Origin of the sequence: Agrobacterium larrymoorei (genome assembly GCF_037722385.1) — a bacterium.
Lineage (GTDB): Bacteria > Pseudomonadota > Alphaproteobacteria > Rhizobiales > Rhizobiaceae > Agrobacterium > Agrobacterium larrymoorei_C.
In genome coordinates this window covers 69,750-89,889 of sequence record NZ_JBBKAQ010000018.1, presented here as the reverse complement: position 1 = coordinate 89,889, position 20,140 = coordinate 69,750, and the positions used below count along the sequence as shown (strand labels likewise).

General features: G+C 58.5%; 17 protein-coding genes and 1 riboswitch. Of the genes, 5 read left to right on the top strand and 12 right to left on the bottom strand.

Going from position 1 to position 20,140, the window contains the following annotated elements:
- Nucleotides 1-2: 2 nt before the first annotated feature.
- Nucleotides 3-1,040 carry a cobalamin biosynthesis protein CobW gene (gene cobW / locus WKI41_RS16825; protein WP_340194834.1) on the bottom strand — a complete coding sequence of 346 codons (1,038 nt, stop codon included), beginning with the start codon at nt 1,038-1,040 and terminating at the stop codon, nt 3-5.
- Nucleotides 1,034-1,459 carry a DUF1636 family protein gene (locus tag WKI41_RS16820; RefSeq protein WP_340194626.1) on the bottom strand — a complete coding sequence of 142 codons (426 nt, stop codon included), beginning with the start codon at nt 1,457-1,459 and terminating at the stop codon, nt 1,034-1,036. Before WKI41_RS16820 ends, cobW begins: the two co-directional genes overlap by 7 nt.
- A gap of 117 nt (nt 1,460-1,576) precedes the next feature.
- Nucleotides 1,577-1,788: riboswitch (cobalamin riboswitch) on the bottom strand.
- Between the two features lie 122 nt (nt 1,789-1,910).
- Here WKI41_RS16820 and cobO point away from each other — a divergent pair.
- Nucleotides 1,911-2,528 (top strand): cob(I)yrinic acid a,c-diamide adenosyltransferase, encoded by a 618-nt coding sequence (cobO, locus tag WKI41_RS16815; RefSeq protein ID WP_340194625.1) that lies wholly within the window; start codon nt 1,911-1,913, stop codon nt 2,526-2,528.
- Nucleotides 2,529-2,531: 3 nt separating this feature from the next.
- Complete coding sequence (locus WKI41_RS16810; protein ID WP_340194624.1) at nt 2,532-3,989, top strand: cobyric acid synthase; 1,458 nt, start codon at nt 2,532-2,534, stop codon at nt 3,987-3,989.
- Here WKI41_RS16810 and cbiB read toward each other — a convergent pair.
- Complete coding sequence (cbiB, locus tag WKI41_RS16805) at nt 3,976-4,941, bottom strand: adenosylcobinamide-phosphate synthase CbiB (protein ID WP_340194623.1); 966 nt, start codon at nt 4,939-4,941, stop codon at nt 3,976-3,978. The two genes, WKI41_RS16810 and cbiB, sit on opposite strands and share 14 nt — an antisense overlap.
- Between cbiB and cobD the strand changes: the two genes are divergently transcribed.
- Nucleotides 4,940-5,968 carry a threonine-phosphate decarboxylase CobD gene (gene cobD / locus WKI41_RS16800; RefSeq protein WP_340194622.1) on the top strand — a complete coding sequence of 343 codons (1,029 nt, stop codon included), beginning with the start codon at nt 4,940-4,942 and terminating at the stop codon, nt 5,966-5,968. The genes cbiB and cobD overlap by 2 nt on opposite strands.
- 79 nt (nt 5,969-6,047) lie before the next feature.
- Here cobD and WKI41_RS16795 read toward each other — a convergent pair whose 3' ends face one another.
- The 7 genes from WKI41_RS16795 to WKI41_RS16765 form a co-directional block, all read right to left on the bottom strand.
- On the bottom strand, nt 6,048-7,325 hold the full coding sequence (locus tag WKI41_RS16795; protein WP_340194621.1) for an L-fuconate dehydratase: 1,278 nt from the start codon (nt 7,323-7,325) through the stop codon (nt 6,048-6,050).
- Nucleotides 7,326-7,377: 52 nt separating this feature from the next.
- Nucleotides 7,378-8,388, bottom strand: a complete 1,011-nt coding sequence (locus WKI41_RS16790; protein WP_340194620.1) for a zinc-binding alcohol dehydrogenase family protein — start codon at nt 8,386-8,388, stop codon at nt 7,378-7,380.
- Between the two features lie 3 nt (nt 8,389-8,391).
- The gene (locus WKI41_RS16785; protein ID WP_340194619.1) at nt 8,392-9,213 is read right to left on the bottom strand and encodes an amidohydrolase family protein; all 822 of its coding nucleotides are present in this window, start codon (nt 9,211-9,213) and stop codon (nt 8,392-8,394) included.
- A gap of 3 nt (nt 9,214-9,216) precedes the next feature.
- Nucleotides 9,217-10,230, bottom strand: a complete 1,014-nt coding sequence (locus tag WKI41_RS16780) for an aldo/keto reductase (protein WP_340194618.1) — start codon at nt 10,228-10,230, stop codon at nt 9,217-9,219.
- A 124-nt stretch (nt 10,231-10,354) separates the two neighbouring features.
- The gene (locus tag WKI41_RS16775; RefSeq protein ID WP_340194617.1) at nt 10,355-11,296 is read right to left on the bottom strand and encodes an ABC transporter substrate-binding protein; all 942 of its coding nucleotides are present in this window, start codon (nt 11,294-11,296) and stop codon (nt 10,355-10,357) included.
- 100 nt (nt 11,297-11,396) lie between these two features.
- Nucleotides 11,397-12,419, bottom strand: a complete 1,023-nt coding sequence (locus WKI41_RS16770; RefSeq protein ID WP_062424708.1) for an ABC transporter permease — start codon at nt 12,417-12,419, stop codon at nt 11,397-11,399.
- 8 nt (nt 12,420-12,427) lie between these two features.
- Complete coding sequence (locus WKI41_RS16765; RefSeq protein ID WP_340194616.1) at nt 12,428-13,993, bottom strand: sugar ABC transporter ATP-binding protein; 1,566 nt, start codon at nt 13,991-13,993, stop codon at nt 12,428-12,430.
- A gap of 258 nt (nt 13,994-14,251) precedes the next feature.
- Between WKI41_RS16765 and WKI41_RS16760 the strand changes: the two genes are divergently transcribed.
- Nucleotides 14,252-14,944: a FadR/GntR family transcriptional regulator gene (locus tag WKI41_RS16760; RefSeq protein ID WP_340194615.1), complete on the top strand. Its 693-nt coding sequence runs from the start codon at nt 14,252-14,254 to the stop codon at nt 14,942-14,944.
- A gap of 47 nt (nt 14,945-14,991) precedes the next feature.
- The gene (locus WKI41_RS16755) at nt 14,992-16,524 is read left to right on the top strand and encodes a UxaA family hydrolase (protein WP_340194614.1); all 1,533 of its coding nucleotides are present in this window, start codon (nt 14,992-14,994) and stop codon (nt 16,522-16,524) included.
- A 78-nt stretch (nt 16,525-16,602) separates the two neighbouring features.
- Here the strand turns inward: WKI41_RS16755 and purH are convergent, their stop codons facing one another.
- Together purH and WKI41_RS16745 are read right to left on the bottom strand one after the other, a co-directional pair.
- Nucleotides 16,603-18,219 carry a bifunctional phosphoribosylaminoimidazolecarboxamide formyltransferase/IMP cyclohydrolase gene (purH, locus tag WKI41_RS16750; RefSeq protein ID WP_340194613.1) on the bottom strand — a complete coding sequence of 539 codons (1,617 nt, stop codon included), beginning with the start codon at nt 18,217-18,219 and terminating at the stop codon, nt 16,603-16,605.
- 133 nt (nt 18,220-18,352) lie between these two features.
- Nucleotides 18,353-20,032, bottom strand: a complete 1,680-nt coding sequence (locus WKI41_RS16745) for a heparinase II/III family protein (RefSeq protein WP_425341061.1) — start codon at nt 20,030-20,032, stop codon at nt 18,353-18,355.
- Between the last annotated feature and the right edge of the window lie 108 nt (nt 20,033-20,140).

The following is a 20,140-nucleotide window of genomic DNA, read 5'->3' as shown; positions in this document are numbered from 1 at the left end:
AGTCAGGCAGCCAGCATCTGTTCGATCTTCTCGCGGTTCAGGCCCTTTTCGCCAATCACCACCAGCGCAGAACGCCGCACTTCGCCCGCAGCCCAAGGGCGGTCAAAGTAATGGTTCACGCGCGAGCCGACGGCCTGAACCTGCAAACGCATCGGCTTGGCGGAGACTTCGACGAACCCTTTGATGCGCAGGACGTTCTCGCAGGCCGCCGTCTGGGCGATACGCTCCGCCAGCGCCTCAGGATCGGACACCGCGCCAAGCTCGACGACGAAGCTGTCGAACTCGTCGTGATCGTGGTCTTCTTCATCATCATGGTGGGTATGGCGGTTTTCGATATCGTTCTCGACCGCAAGCCCAAGACCGATTAAAACGGCAGGATCGATCTGTCCATGCGATGCGACAACGATTTTCGCAGCCTTTGGCAGATGCTCCGTGATGTGTGCCTTGGCGCGCTCCAGACCATGCGCATCGAGAAGATCACCCTTGGTCAGCACGATCAGGTCGGCGCAGGCGATCTGGTCCTCGAAGACTTCTTCGACCGGATCGTCATGATCGAGCGCTTCGTCATTGGCGCGCTGGGCGGCGAGCGCATCCATGTCATGCGATACCATGCCTTCCGCCAAGGCCGCACCATCGGCCACCGCAACGACGGCGTCGACGGTCACGCGGCTTTTGATTGCCGGCCACTGGAAGGCCTGCACGAGCGGCTTTGGTAGTGCGAGGCCCGAGGTTTCGATCAGGATATGCTCGACCTTGGGCTGACGGCTTAGGATCTGTTCGATGGCTGGCTGAAAGTCGTCAGCGACCGTGCAGCAGATGCAGCCATTGGCAAGCTCAACGATGTTTTCTTCCGGGCAGCTTTCGATGCCACAGCCTTTGAGAATTTCGCCATCGATGCCGACATCGCCGAACTCGTTGACGATGATCGCCAGTCGCTTGCCATCGAGCTTTTCCAGAAGGCCGCGCAGCAGCGTGGTTTTGCCGGCGCCCAGAAAGCCGGTGACGATGGTGCAGGGAACGCGCTCTAGCGTGGTCATGATGTCTCCTCGACGAAATTCAAAGGGGGGATACGCGCGACCATGCCGCGCTTCAAGCTATCAGGACGGCCGCGCCAGGGCATCAGGCCATCGGTGGACGTGGCAAGCAGCTTTGCGCCGGTGATCAGATCATCGGCGTTTTCAGGCGTCAGCCCGCCGAAGACATAGGACCAGCCGTCGGCTGTGCGCATGGCGGCGCTAGCGCCACGCTTGCAATTGGCGAGACAATTGACGCTGCGCACCTCGACATTTGCCTCAGTGCCGAGCGCGATCGCCGCTTGCGCCAGAAGCGCACCGGGACGGGGTTCCGCATTCGGCTCCGCCTCGTCGCGGCAACTGCGGCAGACATAGATGACCAAGCCGGACGCGCCACGCGTTTCGGTCTGTCCTTCAGTCCGTGACGATGTCGAGGTAATATCCAAACCGTATCCGCTTCCGCCATCAAAACATGCAAGGGGTGCGGATGCCGAAGACGGAATGCGAGAGACCGCAAACCGATATTCGGCGAGACCGACTGACCGGAGCACCCCGCCCGGCAGACGTTTTGTTCTGAAACGGCAGGTCTCCTGGCTTGCGGCTTGAATGAGCGCCCTTGCACCGCCTTCCCGGATCGAAATCCAGTGGCTTTACGGTGCGGGCTCGCCGCTTACAGTTGCGGGGGCAGCCACGGATTGACCCGAAGAGTGGGCGGACCGTGTTCCCTCTTAGCTTTTCCCGTTGCCGGAAAAAGACCGTCAGTGCCTTACCTTTAAGGGCAAGCCGCGCCGCGGTCAATGCAAGCCTTGCCACCCGGCTTACAGGCTCCATTGCGGAGGAGGGCGTTTTGACTATAGTCGCCGCTTCTAAATACGGCTCGGAAGGACATGGAACATCATGACACGCGAGATCAGCGACAGCGAAGCCGCCCGCCACCGCGAGAAGATGGTGAACCGCAAGAGCGTGCAGGACGCGGAAGTGGCCGAGAAGACGATCGAGAAGGGTCTGCTGATGGTCAATACCGGCCCCGGCAAGGGCAAGTCCACAGCGGCCTTTGGCCTTGCGCTTCGCATGCTTGGCACCGGGAGACGCGTTGGCATTGTTCAGTTCATCAAGGGTGCGTGGTCGACCGGCGAGCAGCAAGCGCTGACGATTTTCGGCGACCGGGTGGAATGGCGCACCATGGGCGAAGGTTTCACGTGGGACACGCAGGATCTTAAGCGTGACGTCGCAGCAGCTACGAAAGCCTGGGACGAAGCCAAAATGCTGATGGCCGACGAAACGATCGGTCTTCTGGTTTTAGATGAGCTGAATATCGCGCTTCGTTATGACTATCTGGATCTCGCAGAGGTCGTCGCAACGCTGCAAAGCCGCCGTCCCGACCTCCACATCATCGTCACCGGCCGCAATGCCAAGCCGCCCTTGATTGAAGCGGCCGACATGGTGACGGAGATGACACTGGTGAAGCATCACTTCAAGGCGGGTGTGAAAGCTCAATCCGGCATCGAGTACTGATCCATGGCCGCCAGATCCATCATGTTTCAGGGAACCGGCTCGGATGTCGGCAAGTCGCTGATGGTGGCGGGTCTGGCGCGCGCCTTTACCCGAGGGGGACTTTCGGTTTTGCCATTCAAGCCGCAGAACATGTCCAACAATGCGGCGGTCACAGCCGATGGCGGCGAGATCGGCCGCGCGCAAGCTCTGCAGGCGCGTGCTGCTGGCGTGCCGCTGTCAGTGCACATGAACCCCGTTCTGTTGAAGCCGCAGAGCGAAACGGGTGCGCAAGTCGTGGTTCAGGGAAAAGTTCTCGGCAATGCGAAAGCAGCCGACTATCAACAGATGAAGGCTGGGCTGATGCCCCGAGTGCTGGAAAGCTTCCAGCATCTGAAGACTTGCGCCGATCTCGTGCTCATCGAAGGTGCCGGCAGCGCATCGGAAGTCAATCTGCGCGCCAACGACATTGCCAATATGGGCTTTGCCCGTGCAGCCGATGTTCCCGTGATTCTGATTGGCGATATCGACCGCGGCGGGGTGGTCGCCAGCCTCGTCGGCACGAAGACAGTGTTGGATGCAGATGACACATCGATGATCGAAGGCTTCATCGTCAATCGGTTTCGCGGCGACCCATCACTGTTCAATGAAGGCATGCGCATCATTGCCGAGCATACTGGCTGGCGCTCCATCGGCCTCCTGCCCCACTTCGCCGATGCTTCGCGCCTGCCAGCCGAGGATGCGCTCGACTTAGCCGGGGTAAGCCCGTCAAAGCCCGGTGCAAAAATCCGCATCGCCGTGCCGATCCTGCCGCATATCTCCAACTTCGACGATCTCGATCCACTCGATATGGAGCCGAATGTCGAGCTGATCCGCGTGCGTCCTGGGGCCGCAATTCCTGGCAATTGCACCCTCATCCTGCTCTGCGGATCGAAATCGACGATCGCCGATCTAACAGTCCTGAAGCAGGCCGGTTTCGATATCGACATCAAGGCGCACCTTCGCCGCGGCGGCTTTGTGCTTGGTCTTTGTGGTGGCTATCAGATGCTCGGACGCGTCTTGTCGGACCCGGACGGCATGGAAGGTCCGCCTTCCACCGTTGATGGGCTTGGCTTGCTGAATGTCGAAACAGTGCTGACGGGAGACAAGAGGCTGGTCTCGGTCGAAGGGCGCAGCTTCGATGGTCAGGCCTTTTCCGGCTACGAGATGCATGTGGGCGTGACAAAGGGCGATGACTGCAATCGTCCCTTTGCCACGATCGGCAATCATGTGGATGGTGCAATCTCAGCAGACGGTCGCGTCTTCGGCACCTATGTCCATGGTCTCTTTTCCGACGACGGACAGCGCAGCGCCTGGCTGCAAAGGCTCGGCGGGCAACCATCAGCGCTGAATTACGAGGCGCAGGTGGATGCGGTTCTGGAACGGTTGGCGGACCATATGGAGCGCCACCTCGATCTCGACGCTCTGCTGTCTATAGCACGGTGACCAACGCCAATAGGCCGAAGAGCCCGATCAACAGGGCGTCCGCAGCACGCGCAAGCTTCAGCGCTTTTCGAATATCGGCAGCGGTCAGATCACGCCGTCCGCCTTCACCCATGAAACGCGCCTGGATCATCTGCCCGCCATAGGAGCGGGGACCGGCAAGTGCAAAACCAAGCGCGCCCGCTAGCGCCGATTCAGGCCAGCCGGCGTTGGGTGAGCGGTGATGCTTCGCATCGCGCGCGACAGCACGCATGGCCTCGAGCGGCGAAGCGCCTTTGACGAAGATGGCAGCGACGACGAACAAAAATGCCGTCAGGCGCGAGGCAGGAAGGTTTACCAGATCATCCAGCCGGGCTGACGCCCAACCGAAAGCTTCATGACGCGGCGTGCGGTGGCCAATCATGCTGTCAGCCGTATTGATCGCCTTGTAGCCCGCCCCGCCCGGCAGACCAAGCAGTCCGAGCCAAAAGGATGGGGCCACGACGCCATCGGAGAAATTCTCCGCAAGGCTTTCGATGGCTGCCCGGCACACCGCTGCCTCATCCAGCTGGTCCAGATCTCGGCCGACGATCATCGATACGGCTTTTCTGCCGCCTTCGAGGCCCTCGCTTTCCAATGCGGTCGCCACCGCCGCAACATGGTCTTCCAGGCTCTTTTGGGCGGGAAGCGAAGCGCCGACGATAGCGACCAGCAACAATCCCAGCGGCAGAAGCAATAAAACCTTTTGCAACAAGAGGGCGACGGCGACGGTGATACCGAGAAAGACCACAAGCGCCAGCACACCTTTTGCTTCTCGATTGGAAAATGATCCTTGTTCCCGGTTCCATTTTCTGTCGAGCAGCGCGATAAGCGAACCGATCCATGTGACCGGATGGCCGATGCGGCGGAACAGCCAATCGGGATAGCCGACAAGGCGTTCGATCAGAAGTGACAGGAAAGCGAGAGCAAAGAACATGGGCAATAGGGGACCGGTGACTATGCAGGCTGCGATCCGTCATGGTGGCGATCTGGGGCGGGCGCGTGCATCTTTTCCGCTGGCACCGGAACCCTGGATCGATCTTTCCACGGGGATCAATCCGCATTCCTATCCGCATTCTCCCATTCCTGCCAGCGCCTTTGCTCGTCTGCCCGAACCTTCTGCCTTGAACCACATGAAGGACATTGCCGCGGCGGCATTTGGCGCGCCTTCTGCGGCGCATATTTGCGCTGCACCTGGGACGCAAATGCTGATGCCGTTGCTGGCAGAACTCGCACTCAAGCGCGGGGCAAAAAGCGCGGCCATTCTTACTCCAACCTATGCCGAGCACGCCAGAACAGCGCGAATGGCAGGCCTTGAAGTTGCCGAGGTATCCGACTTCTCCAAACTCTCCGATTTCGGCTACGCCGTCGTCGTTAACCCGAACAACCCCGACGGTCGCATGATAGAGCGGAGTGAGCTTCTCGCTCTTGCCGAGAAGATGAGCCGCAAAGGCGGCCTGTTGGTGATCGACGAAGCCTTCATCGAAACCGGCCATGTCGAGAGCTTGGCCGATGCCACGCAAATCGATGGGCTCATTGTCCTGCGATCTTTCGGAAAATTCTACGGAATGGCGGGTCTTCGGCTCGGCTTTGCCGTTGCGCACCCGGACATCGTCGAGGGGCTCGAGCAGCGTTTGGGGCCGTGGGCCGTCTCAGGTCCGGCTTTGCACGTGGCAGCAGAGGCCATGGCAGATCGTCATTGGCGTGACACCATGCGACTCCGGCTAAGAACTGAAGCCGCACGCCTCGATGCGAGTTTGATCGGCGCAGGTCTCAACGTCGTGGGCGGCACGAGCCTCTTCCGTCTAGTCCGCGATGAGAGGGCCGCAACAATATTTGACCATCTTGCCCATCGCGGCATCCTGATCCGCATCTTCGATGAGCGGGCGAACGATATGCGCTTTGGTCTGCCGGGCACGGAACTGGAATGGCAAAGGCTTCAAGCCGCTCTTTCAGAGCTTTAGATCGTTCCTGTATCGGCTTACAAAAAAATGCTCGGGACAAGCCCGAGCATAGGATGCTCCAAGAGGAGAGTTCGGAGCCTCAACCTTTGAAGGTGTAAGCCTCGATCGACTCCGGCTTCATCTCGATGGAGAAGCCAGCCATCTTTGGCGGCATGTAAGCTGCGTTCTGGATGTCGCATGGCTCGAAGAAGTGCTCGTGCAGATGATCGACATACTCGATCACGCGGCCTTCCTTGGTACCGGACACGACCAGATAGTCGATCATCGACAGATGCTGGACATATTCGCACAGACCCACGCCACCGGCGTGCGGCCAAACGGGCAGATTGTATTTCGCGGCGATCAGCAGCACAGCGAGAACTTCGTTCAGACCGCCCATGCGGCAGCTGTCGATCTGCACGACGTCGATTGCGCCTTCGGCGATGAACTGCTTGAACATGATGCGGTTCTGGCACATCTCACCGGTCGCGACCTTTACGGAGCCGATGGCCTGGCGAATCTTACGGTGACCGGCGACATCGTCAGGGCTCGTCGGCTCTTCGATGAAGAACGGCTTGCAGAACGCAAGCTTGTTGACCCACTCGATGGCCTGATCGACTTCCCAGACCTGGTTGGCATCGATCATCAGATAACGATCGGGACCGATGACTTCACGGGCAATGGTGAGGCGACGAATATCGTCGTCCAGATCGCGGCCGACCTTCATCTTCACATGGTTGAAGCCGGCATCGATCGCTTCATGGCAGAGGCGACGCAGCTTCTCGTCGCTGTAACCGAGCCACCCAGCGGAAGTGGTGTAGCAGGCGTAACCTTCTGACTTAAGGATATCGACGCGCTCCTTCTTGCCGACCTCCGCCTTCTTCAGGATTGCAAGCGCATCCTCGCGGGTCAGGACGTCGGTCAGATAGCGATAGTCGACAATGTCGGCGATTTCTTCGGCGCTCATATCGGCAACAAACTGCCATACCGGCTTACCGGCCTGCTTTGCAAGCAGATCCCAGACGGCATTGACAACGGCACCGGTTGCCAGGTGCATCGCGCCCTTGTCAGGCCCGATCCAGCGTAGCTGGCTGTCGCTCGTCAGATGGCGCCAGTATTTACCGGGGTTTTCGACGACGCTAGCGAGATCCGTTCCGACCACCAGGTGCCGCATTGCCTTGATCGCCATGCAGCAGATGTCGTTGCCGCGACCGATGGTGAACGTCAGTCCGTGCCCCTTCAGCGAAGGCTCGTCCGTATCAAGAATAACGTAGGCCGCTGAGTAATCCGGATCTGGATTCATCGCATCCGAGCCGTCGAGGCTCTGTGAAGTTGGGAAGCGCAGATCGAAAACGCGCAGGTCGGTAATCTTGGTCATGGCCGTTTTACTCGCGGTCAGAGGTCGTTGAATAGGATGGCTGGCGGGCAGTTCAGGCCACTTCCACCATGCCTTTGATGACGCCGGCGCGGGGGTCGGTCAAGCCGGCGAAGTTGGCTGGCACGTCGGCAAGCGTCATGCGGTGGGTGATCAGGGCTTCCGGCACGCGTCCGGCGCGCAGAGCTTCCAATACCCGTTCGAAATCTTCCGGGGTCGCATTGCGGCTGCCGAGAAGCGTCGTCTCGCGCTTGTGGAATTCTGGATCGTTGAAGCTGATGTCGCTGGCAACGATGGAAACAAGAACATAAGCACCGCCGTGGCCGACAAAGGAGAATCCCCGCTCCATGGCTTTCGGATTGCCGGTCGCATCGAAGACGACATCGAAGAAGTTGCCTTCGGTAATCTCGCCCAGACGATCCTTATCGCCGTCGCCAAGCAGCACGATATTGGCAACGCCCAAATGATCGCGGCAAAAGGACAGCCGGTCCCCGCGGCTGTCGATCATTGTCACCGTCGCACCATTCATCACGGCAAAGACGGCAACGGCCATGCCGATGGGGCCGGCACCGACGATCAACACATGCTGGTCCTTCTCGACCGCGCCGCGACGCACGGCATGCGCGCCGATCGCCAGAAACTCCGTCATGGCCGCCTGATCGAGAGAGAGGCCTTCTGCCTTCAGCACGAATTGCTGCGGCACGCTCAGATACTCGACCATACCACCATCGCGATGCACACCGAGTACGCCGATGTTGCGGCAGCAATTGCTCTTGCCCTTCAAGCACGCATTGCAGTGTCCGCAGGACATGTAGGGAATGATGGTGACGATATCTCCGGCCGACAGGCTGCTGCCCTGCGGTGCTTCCTCTACGGTGCCCGACAGTTCATGGCCCATGATACGAGGGTAGGAAAGATAGGGCTGGTTACCGGTGAAGATGTGCAAATCCGTGCCGCACACTCCGATGCGGCGAACGCGGACCAGAACTTCATTCTCCGCGCGAGACGGCTTCGGAAGTTCCTTGGAAACGAGCAGACCGGGTTTGTCGCAAAAGATCGCCAGCATGAATCACCTGTCCGAGAGAGAATAGAGACGTATGGCGTTGCCGCCAAAAACCTTGGAATGGTGCTCTTGGGGCACGACATCCCGGCAAAAATCCAGCCAGTCCTGGTAGTCTCCAGCAAGCCGAATGACCGGCCAGTCGCTGCCGAAGATCACCCGCTCGGGACCGAACAGCTCCAGAATCGTTTCAGCATAGGGCCGAACCGCTTGCGGCTTTTGATCCCCGCGCTCCACCAGAAGACCGGAGAGTTTGCAGTACACATTTGGCAGAGCGGCAAGTGCGGCCATGTCGCTGCGCCATTCGACATAATGGCCTGTCGCGATCTTGGGCTTTGCGCCATGATCGATAACGATCTTGAGTGAAGGATGACGCTCTGCGAAACGCAGCAGATAAGGCAGATGCGGCGGCAGAACCAGCGCATCGAAGACGAGACCCTTTTCCACCAGCACTTCCACAGCAGCATCAAGGGCCGGATCGTCGATCCACCGGACATCCGCGATGTCCTGCAACATCGGTCGCACACCCTTGAAGGCTGCATTTGAAGCAAGCCGAGCGATCTCGTGGGGCGCATCCGCCGCCTTCATATCCACCCAACCGACCACACCCTTGATGAAGCTGTGGTCATCAGCAAGCGCCAGCATGAAATCCGTGTCGGCCGGGCGTTCCATCGTCTGCACCAGCACGGTGCCGGAAACGCCCGCCTTTTCCAGCAAGGGCTGAAGATCCGCGGGCAGGAAGTCCCGATAGATCGCTTCAAGCGACGCCGGAGGCCACTGGCCCTGCCGGTCCTTCAGCAGCCAGAAATGCTGATGTGCATCGATGAGCATGGTTCAGCCCTTTGCGCCTGGCACTGGTGAGCCTTCGGCAATGAGACCCCGGCGGTGCAATTCGGCCCAGAACGCGTCCGGGATTTCCTGCTCGAACCATGCGATGTTGGAGGTCAACTGCTCCGCGTTGCGTGCGCCGGAAACGACCGTTACCGAGGCAGGATGAGCCAGCGGGAACTGCAATGCAGCGGCCTGGAGCGAAACCCCCATCTCTTCGCAAACATCGTGCAGGGCATCCACCCGTGCCAAAAGTTCTGCGGGCGCGTCCTTGTAGTTGAACTTGCGATTGCCGGCGAGAATACCGGAATTGAAGGCACCGGCAACAACGATGCCAACACCCTTTTCGGCGCAGGCGTTCATGAAGCTCAGGCTCTCTTGTTCCAGAAGCGTATAACGACCGGCAAGCATGGCGGCATCGATATCAAACACGTCCATCGCATCGCGAACCACTTCCCATTCGTTGACGCCAAGACCGACGGCCTTCGTGGAGCCTTCGTCGCGCAGCTTGCCGAGCGCCTTGAAGCCGCCACCTGTCGTCAGCTGTTCCCAGTAGTGCTGGTGCTTGTCGCCGTGGGTATAGGGGCCGATATCGTGGATGTAGAGAATGTCGGGCTTGAGAATCCCCAGACGCTGCTGGCTCGCTTCGAAGGAGCGCATGATCGCGTCATAGGAATAGTCGTAAACCGGCCGGAAGGGCAGCGGCGCAACGTAGGTGTCTTCTTCCGGTCCAACGGTTTCATCCGGCACCATAACGCGGCCGACCTTGGTGCTGAGCGTGTAGTCGCTGCGATCGTGCTCGGTCACCATCGTGCCGAGACGACGCTCGGAGCGGGTGTAGCCATAGAAGGGCGCGGTATCGAAGTAACGCATTCCGCTGTCCCAGGCCTTGTCGAAAGCGCCCTTGGATTCCTCATAAGGCGTGAGGCGATAGAGGTTGCCCATCTGCGCACAGCCGAGGCCCATGATGGTCACTTCGACATCTCTGTGTGGCAACTTGCGTTTATCGGAGACCTTCATGGCGGGGCACTTTCACATTTGTCATCTGGTGGAGATGGCCGCACGATATGCGACCATCTGTTTTGAACGTTTCTTCGGGAGTTCTATCACGCCGAAATCGGGTCAGGCGTGACAGAGGAGAGTTTTAGTACAGAACGTTCTTGGCTTCCGGCTTGTCGATGTTGTCCTTCGTGACGACGACGACACCGGTATCAACAAACTTCTCGACCTTTTCCTTCTTGATCAGCTTTTCGACGGTTTCTACACCCTTTTCGCCCATCTGGTAGGAACCCTGAACGACGATTGCAGACAGCGTGCCGTCCTTGACGAAGTTCTGGAGGTCTTCGTTACCGTCGAAGCCGATCGCAACCACCTTGCCAGCCTTGCCGGACTGAGCGAGCGCACGACCAACACCGATTGCGGTGGGCTCGTTGGCGCCGAAGATGCCCTTCAGGTCAGGGTTGGCGGCCAGAACGTCGGTCGTCTGGTTCAGAGCGGTCGCCATCTGGGACTGAGAGTAGTATGGGCCGACGATCTGCAGCTTGGAATTGGCCTTGATGTAGTCGATGAAGCCACCGACGCGACCGATTTCAGAACCGGCACCGGCGACGTAGGACATGACCGCGATCTTGCCTTCCTTGCCGACCTTCTTGATCATTTCTTCGGCGGCCAGCTCACCGGCCTTCTTGTTGTCGGTCGCCAGGAACGACTGGTAATACTGATCGCCACCCTTGGCGAGCTGCGAGTCGATCAGAACAACTGGGATGCGAGCTTCCCATGCCTTCTTGACGGCTGGAAGAAGAGCGTCCGGATCGGACGGTGCGAGCACGATGCCATCGACCTTACGGTTGACTGCGTTTTCAACCATGTTCACCTGGTCGGCGATGGCGGATTCGGACGCCGGACCCTGGAAGGTCATCGTTTCGCCCTTGACATTCTTCATCGCAGCGTCGGCGCCCTTCTGGACGTTCTGCCAGAATGTCGAGTTGACGGTCTTGACGATGACGGCGATTTCGCCGGCCTGTACCGCGGAAACGCTCCAGAGCGCGATCACGGATGTCAAAAGAACAGTCGTCAGTTTTTTCATGTCTTCCTCCATTTGTACCGGCGAAGGGAGAGCTCCTCTTCTCGACACCGGCTGTCCCGCGGATAGGGTCCGCACCCTTTTCAGAAGCTTTGCAGTGCAATCAGCGGCGATTGCGCAACTGGTCGATCCAGACTGTCATCAAGATGACGAGGCCGATGATGATCTGCTGCGTGAAGGCAGAGACCCCGTTCATATTGAGACCGTTGCGCAGGATACCGATGACGAATGCACCGATTGCTGTCCCTGAAATCGTTCCGACGCCGCCGATCAGCGAGGTTCCGCCGATGACGGCGCTGGCGATGGCATCAAGCTCGTACATGACACCTTCGTTCGGCTGTGCGGTGACAAGGCGCGACATCAATACGCAGCCCGTCAGACCAGCAAGCGTGCCGGAAAGAACGTAGGTGAAGTTGGTGACGCGGGCGACATTGACGCCGGAAAGACGAGCCGCTTCAGCATTGGAGCCGACCGCATAGATGTGGCGTCCGAGAACCGAACGGTTCAGCATGAAGGCCACGGCAAGGGCAATGACGACCATCAAGATGACCGGGTAGGGAATGCCGGGAAAAACGACATTCGGGAACCCATCGTCACCGATATTGACGATGCGGAAGAGGGCGCCGTTGCCAAGTTCGCCGAAGGATTCACCCAGACCGGAGACCGCACGGGCACCAGTGATCTGCAGCGCCACACCGCGCGCGATCAACATCATGCCAAGCGTTGCAATGAAGGGCGGCAGCTTGAAGCGCGTGACCAGAAAACCGTTGATCAGACCGCAGAGCGAACCCGTGAGGATGCCGAGGAACATGCCAACCGGAACAGGCATGCCAAGTTCCTTTACCGCAAGTGCAGCAACCACGCCGGCAAGCGCCAGAACCGAACCGACGGACAAGTCGATGCCGCCGGTGATGATGACGCAGGTCGCGCCGATACCCAACAGCGCAATCGAGGTGACCTGCAGAGCGATCGTCATGGCGTTGTTGACGCTGAAGAAGGCACTGCTAGTTGCCGAAAACACGATGGCCAGCACCACGAGGCTGCCGAGAGCGGCAAACTTCTGGATGATGTCCTTCTGTCTATCGCTGAGCGAAGGGGTCTTAACGGGTTCTGGTGATTTCGACATGTCTTACCTCATTGCGCCTTGCGGCTATAGCCGGAGGCATAGCGCATGATTTCTTCTTGATTGGTCTTGGCCGTTTCCAGCACACCGGTAATTGTTCCTTCGTGGAACACCGCGATACGATCCGTCAGGCCCAGCACTTCGGGCAATTCCGAGCTGATGAGGATGACGCCGATGCCGCGCGCTGCGAGTTCATCCATGATCTTGTAGATGGCGAACTTTGCACCGACGTCGATGCCACGGGTCGGCTCATCGAAAAACAGGATGCGTGACTGGCGGAACAACCATTTGCCGATGATGATCTTCTGCTGGTTGCCGCCAGATAGGAGACGAACCGTCTGTTTGATCGAGGGCGTACGAACATTCAAGAGATCGACGTAGCGCTTTGCCACCTCGTCGTGCTTCTTGAAGTCGATCAGACCGAAGCGGTTGGAGACCTCGTCCATATTGGCAAGCGAAGTATTGGCAGCAACCGACATCTTGATCGCCAGGCCGTCGCTCTTACGATCTTCGGAGAGATAGGCAATACCCTGCTCGATGGCGTCCTGAGGCGACTTGATCGTCAGCTCGCGGCCTTCAAAGGTGATCGTGCCGGCATCGAAAGCATCCGCGCCGAAAATGGCACGTGCGACTTCAGTACGGCCAGCGCCCATCAGGCCCGCAAATCCCAGGATTTCGCCACGGCGCAATTCGAAATTAACGTCATGGAATACGCCCGCCCGCGTCAGGCCTTTGACCGAGAAGATCACTTCATCCGTCGGCTTCGATGTCCGCTCAGGAAACTTCTCTTCCAGCGAGCGGCCAACCATGCGTGTGACGATATCATCGACCGTGATCGACTTGAAATCGTCGGTCGAGATATAGCGTCCATCGCGAAGCACGGTAACGCGATCGACGATCTCGGCCATTTCATCCAGACGGTGGGAGATGTAGACGATACCGACGCCAGATGCCTTCAGGTCGCGGATGACCTTGAACAACAGGCGTGTTTCCTGCTCGGTGAGCGAAGAAGTCGGCTCATCCATGATGAGCACTTCGGCATCGAGCGAGAGCGCCTTGGCAATTTCGACCATCTGGCACTGCGCCACGGACAGTCCGCGTACCAGCGTGTCGGGATGGATATCGACGCCGAGACGATCGAGACAGCGTTTGGCATCAGCACGTAGCTTCTTGCGATCGACGAGGAAGCCTTTCCTCGGCTCGCGGGCCAGATAAATGTTTTCGGCAACACTCAAATGCGGAACGAGATTGAGTTCCTGGTGAATGATGGCGATGCCAGCAGCTTCGGATTCCAGAGGAGAGGCATATTGGACCTTCTGGCCCTTATGCAGGATCGTACCACTGGTGGGCTGATAGACGCCGCTGATGATCTTCATCAAGGTGGACTTGCCAGCACCGTTCTCGCCGCAGACGGCATGAACTTCACCGGAGCGCAGATCGAAACGCACATCGCTCAAAGCCTTGACGCCAGGAAACTCCTTGCAGATGTCCTCGAGACGCAAAAGCGTACCGGACGCCTGAAGCGCGTCATGCCGTGTGTCATCATGGCTCGAAATGGACGATGCGCCTTGCGACATCCGCTACCTCCCAATAGCCGCTCCGTTCTCCCGCAGAGCGCTTCAATGGCCGCAATGGTTAGGCCGCATTTTTTGAGTGGTCAAGCCAATTTGTGATTTTTTGTTGCTGCGCATAGCAATCCTCAGGAAATGAAACTGGCATAATTCTCATAATATCAATATATTTCAATAGGATAAAATATATCTTTGCCAATGCCTTCCGTAAGGTCTACGGTAAGGCCAAATCTTAAATTCCCTCAGGATCATCGTGGACCTCAAATGAATGGTCAGGCCAAAATCGTTGAGCCGAGACGCCTCTACCAACAGGTTGCAGACCAGATCCGCGACTTGATCGACGGTGGAGAGTTCCAGCCTGGAACACGGCTGCCCTCTGAGAGGGACTTAGCCCAAAAGCTCGGCGTTTCTCGTCCCTCTTTGCGCGAGGCATTGATCGCGCTTGAAATCGACGGCAGCGTCGAAATCCGCATGGGTTCTGGCGTTTACGTCTCGACAGAGACCGCCGCCCAACAGGCAAGCACGCGGTCTCTCGGCGACAGCCCTTCTGAGCTGATGCAGGCTCGATCCACACTGGAAGGTGCAACCATTGTCCTTGCGGCGAGCCGTATCGATGAGCCTGCTCTTGCGATGTTGCGAGCGACGCTGGACGAAATGAGGAAGGAGATCGAGGCAGGCCGCAAGCCTCTCGATCAGGACCGAAAGTTTCACTCCACGATCGCCGAACAATCGGGAAACACCATTCTGGCGCGTTTGGTCGCCGATCTCTTCGATGACAGGCACAGCCCAATCTCGACGCAATTGCGGGTGAAGTTCGAGGACCGAAGCACATGGACCTTCGCGTTGGAGGAACATGAGGCGATTCTGATCGCGTTGGAAAACCGTGATCCATTGATGGCTCAGGCTGCCATGCGCATTCACCTCGAAAGCTCAAGACGACGCTGGATCGACACGTAATTTTTTAGACAGGCCTCGGCGGACAATCTGTCGGGAGGAGGAAAAGAGTGACTGAGAATACCGAATCTACCATTTTGCTGAACGCCAAGGACAATGTCGCGGTCGCCCGCCGACCTATTCCGAAAGAGACAGACATCGGACGCGGTGATCTGAAAGCGCTCGATCTCATCGGGCGCGGTCACAAGGTCGCCCTGAAGACGATCAAGTCCGGCGAAGAGGTGATCAAATACGGTCAGGTGATTGGCGTTGCCACACAGGACATTGAGCCAGGCCGCCACGTGCACCTGCACAACCTTGCCATGGTGCCATCCGAGCACGCGCACCAGTTTAGCGTCGACATTGAAGAAAAAGGCATGCTGCCGCAAGCCGAACGTCGGACCTTCATGGGCTATGATCGTGGGACAGGCGGTGCCGGCACGCGCAACTACATCGGCGTCATTGCGTCGGTAAACTGTTCCGCCACGGTGTCGCGATACATAGCCGACTATTTCAACAAGGAAGGCGGCCTCGACGGTTTCGACAATGTCGACGGCGTCGTGGCGCTAACGCATGGAACGGGCTGTGCGCTCAACACCAAGTCTGAAGGCTATCGCCTGCTGATTCGCACGATCCAGGGCTATGCCCGCCATCCAAATTTCGGTGGTATCCTCCTGATCGGCCTTGGCTGTGAGACCAACCAGATTGCTCCGATCCTCGAACACTACAAGATGGAAGAGGGCGACCGTCTGCGCACCATGACGATCCAGCAGCATGGCGGCACACGCAAGACGATCGAGGCCGCGATTGCCAACGTCAAGGAGATGCTGCCGATCGTCAACGCGGCAAAGCGCACCGAACAGCCCTTGTCGAAACTGAAGCTGGCGCTGGAATGCGGCGGCTCAGACGGTTACTCCGGCATCTCGGCAAACCCGGCTCTCGGATACGCTTCGGATCTCATCGTCCGCAATGGCGGAACCACGGTTCTGGCCGAAACGCCTGAGATTTATGGCGCAGAACACCTTCTGACACGCCGTGCCGTGACGCCGGCCGTTGCAGAGAAGCTGCTGCAGCGGATCGACTGGTGGCGCGATTACACCGCCCGTAATGGTGATGAGTTGAACAACAATCCGTCACACGGCAACAAGCTGGGTGGACTGACCACAATTTTGGAAAAATCCCTGGGTGCTGTTGCCAAAGGCGGCTCGATGCCGCTGAAGGCTGTCTATGAATTCGCCGAGACCGTGACCGAGCCCGGCTTCGTCTTTATGGATACCCCCGGCTATGATCCGGTGGCAGTCACGGGCCAGGTAGCGGGCGGCTGCAATGTCATCTGTTTCACCACCGGCCGCGGCTCCGTCTCCGGCTTCAAGCCAGCCCCTTGCATCAAGATCGCCACAAACTCCGAAATGTACGAGCACATGAAAGAGGATATGGATATCAACTGCGGCGACATCGTCACCGGCAAGGAAACGATCGAAGAAGCCGGGCAACGCATCTTCGACCACATTATCGCCGTAGCATCTGGCGAGCAGACCGTTAGCGAAATCTACGACTACGGAGACAACGAATTCGTGCCTTGGCAGGTCGGCGCCGTGACCTGATGCTTCACGTGAAACGTTGATGATAAAGAAAAGGCCCGGGATCGTTCTCCGGGCCTTTTGCTTTTTGGAGCGAAGATTTTAGTGACGGAAGTGCCGCATGCCGGTGAAGACCATTGTCACATTGTGGGCATCAGCTGCGTCGATCACTTCCTGGTCACGCATGGAGCCGCCGGGCTGAATGACGGCCGTGGCACCGGCGGCAATCGCCGCAAGAAGACCGTCCGCGAACGGATAAAAGGCTTCAGAGGCAACCGCCGAACCCTTGGTCAGCGGCTCGGCGAGACCCATGGCCTTGGCAGCATCTTCCGCCTTCTGCGCCGCGATGCGGGCCGAATCCACACGGCTCATCTGACCGGCGCCGATACCGGCTGTCTGTCCATCCTTGGCGTAGATCACCGCATTCGACTTGACGTGCTTGGCGATCTTGAAGGCGAACTTCATGTCCTCAAGTTCCTGCGCCGTCGGGGCCCGTTTGGTAACGACCTTTAGATCGAGGTCTTCAACCATGCCATTGTCCCGGCTTTGCACAAGGAGACCACCAGAAACCGTCTTGGCAGTAATGCCGGCCGCACGCGGATCAGGAAGGCCGCCAGCGGAAAGGAGACGCAAATTCGGTTTGCGCGCAACGATCGCCTTTGCCTCTTCCGTAACGTCTGGCGCGATGATGACCTCGGTGAAGAGCTGGATGATCTCCTCTGCCGTTTGTGCATCAAGCGTCTGGTTCAGGGCGATAACGCCACCAAAAGCCGAAACGGGATCACAGGCCAGCGCGCGCTTGTAAGCCTCGAGCAACGTCGAGCCAGTTGCCACGCCGCATGGATTGGCATGCTTGATGATGGCAACCGCCGGTGCGTTCTCAGGCAAGAATTCAGCGACCAGTTCATAGGCCGCATCCGTGTCGTTGATGTTGTTGTAGGAAAGCTGCTTGCCCTGGAGCAGCGTGGCCGTCGCGACACCCGGACGCTTCTCACCCGTCAGATAGAAGCCGGCACTCTGATGCGGGTTTTCCCCGTAACGCATCTTTTCCTTCAATGTCCCACCAATGGCGCGGTAATGCGGCGTCTCGATTGCAAGCGCTTCCGCAAACCAGTTCGAGATGACGGCATCGTAGGCGGCGGTGCGCGCATAGGCCTTGGCCGCGAAGCGCTGGCGCAGCGCATAGGACGTCTGCCCGTCGTCCGCCTGCAGGGCTTCCAGTAGTTCCGGATAGTCGGTCGGATCGGTAACCACGGTGACGTAGGCGTGGTTCTTGGCCGAAGCCCGGATCATTGCGGGGCCGCCAATATCGATATTCTCGACCGTTGTCGGATAATCGCCACCTTTGGCGCGAACCTCTTCGAAGGGGTAGAGGTTGATCACGGACAGATCAATGGCCTCGATACCGTGAGCACGCATCGCTTCCTGGTGCTCTGCATCGTCACGAATGGCGAGAAGTCCACCATGCACATTCGGATGCAAGGTCTTCACCCGGCCATCCATGATCTCCGGAAACTTGGTGATGTCGGATACGTCCGTGACCGGGAGACCTGCCTCGGCAATCGCCTTGGATGTACCACCGGTAGAAAGCAGCTTCACACCCATCTTTACCAGCGCGCCGGCAAGCTCGATGATGTCGGTCTTGTCGGAGACGGACAAAAGTGCGGTGCGGATACGAACTTTGTCGGGTGCAGGGATCTTCTTGGAAACGACGGCCATCGTGGCGACTCCGTGAACGGTGGAGGATGAGCCGGAGGAAGCACGCCCCGGCGGTTGCCGCCGCGTTAGCACAGCTTGGTAGATTAATAAACAGAGCGTCCGGCTTTATCGGCAGCGCTATAGTTGACGAGGATCAGTTGCGCTGTTCAAGAATCCAGCGGATTTCCGTCGTTTGCGGAAGCTGGAAAGCGACTTCGATTTGCAGCGAAGGCCGGATGCCTGATGCATCCGCCATGAAGACGTCTTCTGCAATGGTGACCTGACGCGCAGGCGCTGAGAACGCCCAAGCTGTACCATCCGGTGCCTGCATCAGCACCGTTTCTTCATCTTCTTGCGTCAGCTCGATCAAGGGATGAACATGAAAGCGGCTGACAGCTTCGGCCGGCTCAGGTTGCTTCTTCTCATCGATCCTGACCCAGTCCCGCCCCCTGATCTTGGTACCAGCCTCGTTCAACTCCAATTCGCGCTGGTGCACATAACCAAGTTTCTCATACCCGTCGTGAGAGGCGGTCAGGATGTCCGCTCGCTTTTCGTCAGTCCGACGATCGACCTCCACCTCGCTGATCCCTTTGACGATCACGGGGCCTAGGAAACGCGAGTGCGAAATCCGGGCCGATGAGCGGTCGGCGATCGTGACGGTAGAATGAGCGGCGGTGGTCCGGCTGACACGCTTGAAGGCGACCGAAGCATATTGCGGGAAGCCGGAATTGACGATGAAGCGATAGCGGCCCGAAGAGAGCTCGAAAGACAGGCAGCCACAATGGGCGCTGCGCGACAGTTCGATGGAAGCAGGCTTGCCCGTATCGACGATGACGACCGTATCGCCCACTGAAAGCCGGTGATAGGCAATGTCGGGAAGCGAGCGCGACGGACGCCCAGCCGTTTCATCGTAACGCAACACAGATGCAAGCTCGTTGGCAAGTGTGGCCGTGGCGCCGTTGAACAAAGCCAGATCACCATCCTGATGGCGGAAAAAGCGAATAGCCGGAAACATGCGATCGATCGCAGGTACAAGCCCCGCTGGTACGTCATGACCGAGATTGATGTAACTCTGCCGAAGCGGCAGCAGATCAAGCAACAGCTCCAGCATGACGCGCGGGTTGCGCGACACATGACCTCCATCAGGCAGGATCTGACGCTCCATCTCCTGGTCTAGCTTTCGGCCTTGGCGAGCGATTTTCGACGCGCTGTTGGGCATGGAGATAGAAGCCATGGCAAGCGCGATGCGGATCTTCAGGCGAGCCTCTCCATCCGGCACATATTTCGCGATAAAACCGAGATAGCCAACATGCAAACCAATGCATCGTAAGAAGCGCCGGTAAAAATTGGCATCTGCCTTCTGCAGGATCACCGGCGAGTGGGAGAGCCAGGAGGTCAATCTCTGTGCTGCAAGCTCTGGCGACCATGCCGCTCCACGAATTGTGCGTCCATAAAGGCTCATCCATTCCGCGACATGCAGACGCGCACGGTTTCCCGCTTCTTCCGATCTGCTAGCGCGAACGTGGCGCAACCAGCCAAATGCATGCAGCCGCTCCTCAAACGCCGGAGACGGGGCCTCAAGCAGGAAAGGCGAGACACCGCCTGTTTCCAGGATCTTGCCCGCCAGGAACAGCCGCCCATGCACGAGTTCCTGTGCGACGTAGGGATCGACGGCGCGCAAATCCGTGGGTGCAGCGACAAGCGCGCTTGGGGTCCTGCTGGAAAGCCGCCACAATTGCAGACGCAACGGTGCAACCGCGATCATGACGCGGCGCTTGACCGTGCGGAAGAAGTAGCCCGCAACGCTAACGCGATTGTTCAGGGAGCTCGCCAAACGTCTGTATCCTGCCTCGCGGAATTCGCTTTAGAGACGACGCATATAAAGCGTTATTGAAGAAGAGGGATAAAGTTTCACGAAAAACTTCATATTTTGTAAACGAAT